The 6,500-nt window shown below is 38.7% G+C and carries 8 protein-coding genes; 5 read left to right on the top strand and 3 right to left on the bottom strand.

Annotation, left to right across the window (positions count from 1 at the left end):
* The 4 genes from JK635_RS19705 to JK635_RS19690 form a co-directional block, all read left to right on the top strand.
* Positions 1 to 175 (top strand): winged helix-turn-helix domain-containing protein (locus tag JK635_RS19705; RefSeq protein ID WP_202655639.1); only part of this gene is annotated, 175 nt, incomplete at its 5' end.
* Positions 153 to 1,319 carry a vancomycin resistance histidine kinase VanS gene (gene vanS / locus JK635_RS19700; RefSeq protein WP_202655638.1) on the top strand — a complete coding sequence of 389 codons (1,167 nt, stop codon included), beginning with the start codon at positions 153 to 155 and terminating at the stop codon, positions 1,317 to 1,319. The genes JK635_RS19705 and vanS, both read left to right, overlap by 23 nt.
* A 242-nt stretch (positions 1,320 to 1,561) precedes the next feature.
* A complete protein-coding gene (gene vanY, locus JK635_RS19695; protein ID WP_202655637.1) occupies positions 1,562 to 2,470 on the top strand; it encodes a VanY-A/VanY-F/VanY-M family D-Ala-D-Ala carboxypeptidase in 909 nt (302 codons plus the stop codon).
* Between the two features lie 210 nt (positions 2,471 to 2,680).
* Positions 2,681 to 2,929 (top strand): hypothetical protein, encoded by a 249-nt coding sequence (locus JK635_RS19690; RefSeq protein WP_202655636.1) that lies wholly within the window; start codon positions 2,681 to 2,683, stop codon positions 2,927 to 2,929.
* Positions 2,930 to 3,455: 526 nt separating this feature from the next.
* On the opposite strand, the gene JK635_RS19685 is transcribed toward JK635_RS19690, so the two are convergent.
* The 3 genes from JK635_RS19685 to JK635_RS19675 all read right to left on the bottom strand — a co-directional run bounded on the left by JK635_RS19685 (position 3,456) and on the right by JK635_RS19675 (position 5,697).
* Positions 3,456 to 3,920 (bottom strand): aldo/keto reductase, encoded by a 465-nt coding sequence (locus JK635_RS19685; protein WP_368857109.1) that lies wholly within the window; start codon positions 3,918 to 3,920, stop codon positions 3,456 to 3,458.
* 84 nt (positions 3,921 to 4,004) lie between these two features.
* On the bottom strand, positions 4,005 to 4,868 hold the full coding sequence (locus JK635_RS19680; RefSeq protein ID WP_202655635.1) for an aldo/keto reductase: 864 nt from the start codon (positions 4,866 to 4,868) through the stop codon (positions 4,005 to 4,007).
* A gap of 73 nt (positions 4,869 to 4,941) precedes the next feature.
* On the bottom strand, positions 4,942 to 5,697 hold the full coding sequence (locus JK635_RS19675) for a carboxymuconolactone decarboxylase family protein (RefSeq protein WP_202655634.1): 756 nt from the start codon (positions 5,695 to 5,697) through the stop codon (positions 4,942 to 4,944).
* A 218-nt stretch (positions 5,698 to 5,915) separates the two neighbouring features.
* Here JK635_RS19675 and JK635_RS19670 point away from each other — a divergent pair, with 218 nt between their 5' ends.
* Positions 5,916 to 6,464, top strand: a complete 549-nt coding sequence (locus JK635_RS19670; protein WP_202655647.1) for a TetR/AcrR family transcriptional regulator — start codon at positions 5,916 to 5,918, stop codon at positions 6,462 to 6,464.
* Positions 6,465 to 6,500 lie beyond the last annotated feature (36 nt).

Genomic DNA, 6,500 nt, shown 5'->3' with positions numbered 1-6,500 from the left:
TGTGGTTAGCTCCGAGCAGCTTTTTTCTGAGATATGGGGCGAAGAATATTTCAGCAAGAGTAACAATACCATCACCGTGCATATCCGGCATCTGCGCGAAAAAATGAACGACACCATTGATAATCCGAAGTATATAAAAACGGTATGGGGGATTGGTTATAAAATTGAAAAATAAAAACAAGAATAAAAAAACCGATTATTCCAAACTAAAACGAAAACTCTACCTGTATCTCGTTGTGATTGTTATGGCAGCATTTGTATTCGTATTGTTTTTGCGATTATTTTTCAAGGGGAGACTTGGGGAGTGGATCGTACGTTTTTTGGAAAACAGTTTTTACTTAGAACGTCAAGACGCGATGAAAATATATCAGTATTCCATACGTAACAATATGGAAATCTTTATTTATGTGGCGATTGCCATTAGTATTCTTATTCTATGCCGCATCATGCTTGCAAAATTTGCAAAATACTTTGACGAGATCAATACCGGCATTGATATACTTATTCACAACGAAGATAAACAAATTGAGCTTTCTGCGGAAATGGAGTTCATGGAACAGAAGCTGGGCACATTAAAACGGACTTTGGAAAAGCGAGAGCTGGATGCGAAGCTGGCCGAACAAAGAAAAAATGACGTTGTTATGTACTTGGCGCACGATATTAAAACGCCCCTTACATCCGTTATCGGTTATCTGAGCCTGCTTGACGAGGCTCCAGACATGCCAGTAGAGCAAAAGGCAAAGTATGTACATATCACGTTGGACAAAGCGTATCGCCTCGAACAGCTAATCGACGAGTTTTTTGAGATTACACGGTATAACCTCCAAGCGATTACGCTTACGAAAAAGCACATAGACCTATACTATATGCTAGTGCAGATGGCCGATGAATTTTATCCCCAGCTTGCCGCGAATGGAAAACAAACGGTTATCCATGCTTCTGAGGATTTGACCGTATTCGGCGACCCCGATAAGCTGGCGAGGGTCTTTAACAACATTTTGAAAAACGCTGCTGCATACAGCGAGGACAACAGCGTCATTGACATTACCGCAGGCCTTTCCGGAGATGTGGTGTCCATCGTTTTCAAGAATGTCGGAAGCATCCCCAAAGAAAAGCTCGCTGCCATATTTGAAAAGTTTTACCGGCTGGACGATGCCCGCTCTTCTGGTACGGGCGGCGCAGGACTTGGACTGGCGATTGCAAAAGAAATCATTGTTCAGCATGGCGGGCAGATTTACGCGGAAAGCAATGATAACTACACGACGTTTACGGTAGAGCTTCCGGCCTTGTCAGACTTAGTTGATAAAAGGAGTTCCTAAGAAATGAACCTCGTTTCTTAGGAAAATCTCAAGGTCATCTTTACTTTTTCTTAGGAAATTAATAATTTAATATTAAAAAACGGCTCGTTCTTATGCGGTAGACTTAAAACCGTAAGAACGAGCCTTTTTGTAATGTCATCACCCTGCAGAAAGCTATCGTTAAGGACTACATACCCGAAATCCCGTGTGCTGACCCTGCGCAGCATTATCACCAAGACGTTCACTTAAGGAGGAAACTGAAAATGAAGAAGTGGAGTTTTTTATTGTTAATTTTATTGTGCTTAGGTTTTGTCTTCATGAATAAAGCACTGTTTTTTCAGGATAAAGTAGAAATACAAAAATATAATCAAAATTTCAAAGATCATTTAGATAAAAGAGAGTCTTCTGAAAGTACCCAAACGAAAACAATTAGAAAAGAACAGATTTATCAAGGAAATCTGCTCTTAATCAACAGTAAATATCCGGTTCGCCAAGCAAGTGTGAAGTCAGATATCGTAAATTTATTTAAACATCATGAATTGGTAAAGGGATATGGGTTGCTTGATACGAATATTTATCTGTCAAAAGGAATAACAGAAAAATTTTCAGAGATGGTTAATGATGCTGTAAAGGAAGGGGTTAGTCATTTTATTATTAATAGTGGCTATCGTGACTTTGATGAGCAAAGTGTGCTTTACCAAGAAATGGGGGCTGATTATGCCTTGCCAGCAGGTTATAGTGAACATAATTCAGGCTTATCACTTGATGTAGGATCAAGCGTAACGAAAATGGATCGTGCGCCTGAAGGAAAGTGGCTGAAAGAAAATGCCTGGAAATACGGCTTTATATTACGCTATCCAATGGATAAAACGGATGTTACTGGAATTCAATATGAACCCTGGCATATCCGTTATGTTGGTTTCCCTCACAGCGCGATTATGAAAGAAAAGAATTTCGCTCTAGAAGAATATATGGATTTTTTGAAGGAACAGAAGTCCATTACGGCTACAATAGACCATCAAGTCTATAAAATCTTTTACTATCCTATCTCCCAAAATACAACGCTCGCTATGCCTGCGAATGGCCAGTATGAAATTTCAGGCAACAATATGGATGGGGTGATTGTGACAGTGTTTCCCAGAACATCGGGTAATAGTTGTAAGCCCTATTAAACGAGTGCGTTAGTGGGTTATTACATCTCTTTATAAAAACTGCCTTTACTTCAACAAAACGCTATCCTCTCCTTCGTTAATACAAGATAGTGATGCGATTACCTGTATTTAAGTTGGAAGCATCTGCCTTTATAGGTGGGCTTTTTTACGTTTTTAAGAAAGGTAACAGCAAGAAAATAGAAGAAAAGTACATGGAAAGGATGATTCATCTTGAAATCAAAACTAATGGTAATTTCCCTTTTTTTGCTTTTTGTGTCAGGCACTATCGGCACTCCAATGGTAAAAGCTGAAACTGATCTTCATAAAATGAAATCTTATATACAAAACAAGTATGTCGGTCAAAAGCCCAAATTCTGGGGAGAGAAAATCCCTGGGGTGATACTTAGATTACCGACAAATGAAAAAGTCATTGCTCTAACGTTTGATGCTTGTGGTGGTCCGAAGGGAAGCAATTTTTAATCGTCAACAGGTAAAGAATGCCCTTCTATCTGCAAAACCAGGGTCTATTGTTATCATGCACATGAATCAGCCAAAAGGTGAAACGTTTGAAGGTCTTAAGGATGCAATCCCTATCCTTCAAAAACAAGGATATAAATTTGTAAAACTGGAAGATTATATAAAATAAACTTTGTTATTTGCAGGACATTTTTTTAAATAAATCTTAGCTGTATTGCCCTTTAAGTGATTGAAGTTGGAACAGGGAAAAACGAACAATGATTAAATACACGTGTACACCATATATCATTTCCTTTTTTACAATTTTAAGTAACCATCATTTCTTAATCCTTTAAGTTTCCTGAAATACGGTATCTGTTCAATATATGTCAAAAAGGATGGCGTTTGCCATCCTTTTTCTTGTCAATCTTGATTAAAATGACTTGTCATTCTGTTGGTCATAATAATGGTCAAAAGAAGTTTTTACACCTCTTAACTGAACCCGTTAAGTTCATAATGTAACCCTCTACTTCCTTATTATTAATTGGATTTACGACCATTTACCAGTCAATACCTCTGTTCGATCCGTTGCGAGAGCAGGTGTTCTTGACAAACGTGAAATTTCAGCATACATGTCTGGTGTCATTTTAAAATCCGAAGCAGCTAACGAATCTTCTAATTGTTCTAGGTTACGTGCTCCAATGATAGGGGCAGTAACAGCGGGATTAGCCATTACCCAAGCAACTGCTAAAGTTGCAGGTTTTACGCCATGTTCCTGTGCATATTTGGTAAACCGTTCAGCTGCAACAAAATCCTCATTGGCACCGTAACGGTCGCTATAGCGGGCCTCATCTACAATTCTGCCATGCTCAGGACGTTTGTTTACTCCATATTTACCTGTAAGAAGTCCAGCCCCAAGAGGACTGTAAGTAATGACCCCCATTTGTTCGGAGGCAGCCATCGGTAAAATTTCAACTTCAGCTTGACGTTTAACCAAGTTATACATCGGTTGGATTAATTCGATATTCCATCGTTTAATACCTCCTGCTTTCGAACTTCCGTTACAAGTAAGATCTGTCGTCCTCTATTCAATACCTGTTTATTTTAATTTCCCGCCAAATACCGGGAAGAAGCTATGCTCACCATAATCCTGGATGTGCTCTACGTTCTTTAAAGTCTCCATATCTGCATCTTGAATAACAAAATCAAGCTCTGCATTGTTTTTCATATGATCCGGATTTGCCGTCTTAGGAATAACGACAAGACCAAGCTGTAAGCAATAACGCAGACAAAGCTGTGCAACAGATACCCTATAGTTATCAGCTATTACCTTAATCTCTGGATTATCAAGAACGGCTCCATGTGCAATTGGAGAATATGCCTCTACCAGGATGTCATTTTTCTGGAAAAAATCGATTAGTTCAAATGGAGTATTACTTACATGTGCCAATATTTGATTGACCATCGGTTTAATCTCACAGCTTGAAAGAATATTTTCTATATCATCCTGAAGGAAGTTAGAAAGACCGATTGCCTTTACCTTGCCTGTCTTATAAGCATCCTCCAAAGATTTCCATACTTCCTTGTTTTCCTCGAAGTAACGCTTCTCCTCACGGAATTCCTTCCAAGGCTGTGGGCTATGGATAATCAGAATGTCAATGTAATCCAGTCCCAATTTTGCTAAAGACTCATCAATGGACTGCGTAACAGCACCATAGGTTTTTAACTCTGCAGCAGCCTTTGTCGTGATGAAAAGTTCTTCTCTTGCGATACCGCAGGAACGGATTGCTTCGCCTACACCTGCTTCATTCATATAAGCCTGAGCAGTATCAATATGGCGATATCCGATAGATACCGCATCACGCACTGCCTGTTCTGCCTGTGCATCATCAAGCAGCCAGGTGCCAAGACCTAATTTTGGAATTTCTACGCCATTTGATAATTTGTAAGTTTCGTTAAACATGTTTTTCTCCCTTTGTATGGTTATATTTTTTGTAATACTTTATTGACTTTTTACATCGTATAAATAAAGTTTCTTAATTTTCCGGAATCATTTCATTTATACAAGCCAATGCATTCAATGTTCTCGGAAAGCCCATATATGGAAGGCAGTGGGTAATGGTGGTGATCAATGTTTCCTTGTCATTTCCTACATTTTTGTTACCTTGCACGTGAGCTTTCACCTGACCTTCGGCACCACCCAACGTACTTATGATGCAGAGGGTTAACAACTCCCGTGTTTTCAAATCGAGTCCGCCACGAGTGTAGAAATCTCCGAAGCAAAAAGCGGAAAGATAGTCCTGAATATGCTTTTGATTAGCCGGGACAGCCCCCCGATTTTTTGCAATGATATCACCAAAAATCTCTACTTGCACCGAAAGCCCCTTGTCAAAACGATTATCTTCATCAACCTGTTTTTGGCTTTCAATCGGCAAAGGAATATTCTTCGCTTTGAAAACCTCATTGACTTCATTGATGGCGTTTAATGTTTTGGGAAATCCAATGTACGGGGCACACTGGTAGATAGCCTCTTTGATTTCTACAGGTGTGAGTCCAACGTTTAGTGCCGCACCAACATGTGCCTTGAGCTGAGGCAAAGTCTGATTGGTTGTAAGCACAACTAGAGTAATTAGTTCACGTTGCTTGTCATCCAGGTTGCCTTGATAAAAAACTTCCCCGAAAATAAAGCGGCTAAGAATGTCCTGAAAATCAGGATCGGTAGCGTATGTTGCAGGTGCTCCATCACCAAATAGCTGTTTGTATTTTTCTCTGCTCTTTTCAATACGGCCCATAAAATAGCCTCCTACTTGAACTTCATTTACTTTTATTATTCCAAAAGGTAGCTGAACTTAATGCTTGTTTAAAATAAATATTGATTGAATAATCAACATATGTTTATAATTATAAAAAAGACTTTCATGCTTTCAATGGTTAATTTAGCACAATTCGTTGATTACTCAACAAATCCATTAAAATTGTTGAATATCTCCAGAAAGATTGGTGAATGAAAATATCTAAAGTAGATAGAAGAATAGCCAAAAGTCAAGTAGCTATAAAAAATGCTGTTACGGAACTGATGTCTGAAAAGGGTTTTGACGACATTACCATTCAGGATATTGCAGACAGAGCAAATGTTAACCGGGGAACCATCTATCTTCATTACACTGATAAATACGACTTACTGGATAAGATAATTGAAGAACATATAAACAAACTCCGGGAACTTTGCCGGTCAGCTTCCGAATTGACTTTCCAAGAAGGAAATTATGTTTGGTTCGAATACTTTGAGCGGAATTATTTATTCTTTTCAACTATGTTGGCAAGTAAAGGGGCTCCTTATTTTCGAAGTCGCTTTCTTAATTTAGTTATTGAAGAATTTAAACCTGAAGTGGATACAACCAAAGGAAAAAATCAAGGATTAAGTGATGATGTGATTCTTCAATTCTTTGGTTCAGCGGTTGTTGGGGCAGTAGAATGGTGGTTCAAGAATGGAATGCCTTTACCAGCCCGTGTCATGGCTGAACAAACAGGGGCCTTGTTAGACAGGAATTTTGAATAAATTTAACAAAAACAATCTATTAAAAAAGCCGTTCTT

It is taken from the genome of Neobacillus paridis, assembly GCF_016765675.1.
Classification (GTDB): domain Bacteria; phylum Bacillota; class Bacilli; order Bacillales; family Cytobacillaceae; genus Neobacillus; species Neobacillus paridis.
The sequence above is the reverse complement of the archived record's forward strand: the minus strand, read 5'-3'. Positions and strand labels throughout refer to the sequence as shown.

Bases quoted from the DNA above. Each gene is read 5' to 3' on its own strand.
- vanY (WP_202655637.1), top strand. From the start codon at position 1,562: ATGAAGAAGTGGAGTTTTTTATTGTTAATTTTATTGTGCTTAGGTTTT.
- JK635_RS19680 (WP_202655635.1), bottom strand. From the start codon at position 4,868: ATGTTTAACGAAACTTACAAATTATCAAATGGCGTAGAAATTCCAAAA.
- JK635_RS19675 (WP_202655634.1), bottom strand. From the start codon at position 5,697: ATGGGCCGTATTGAAAAGAGCAGAGAAAAATACAAACAGCTATTTGGT.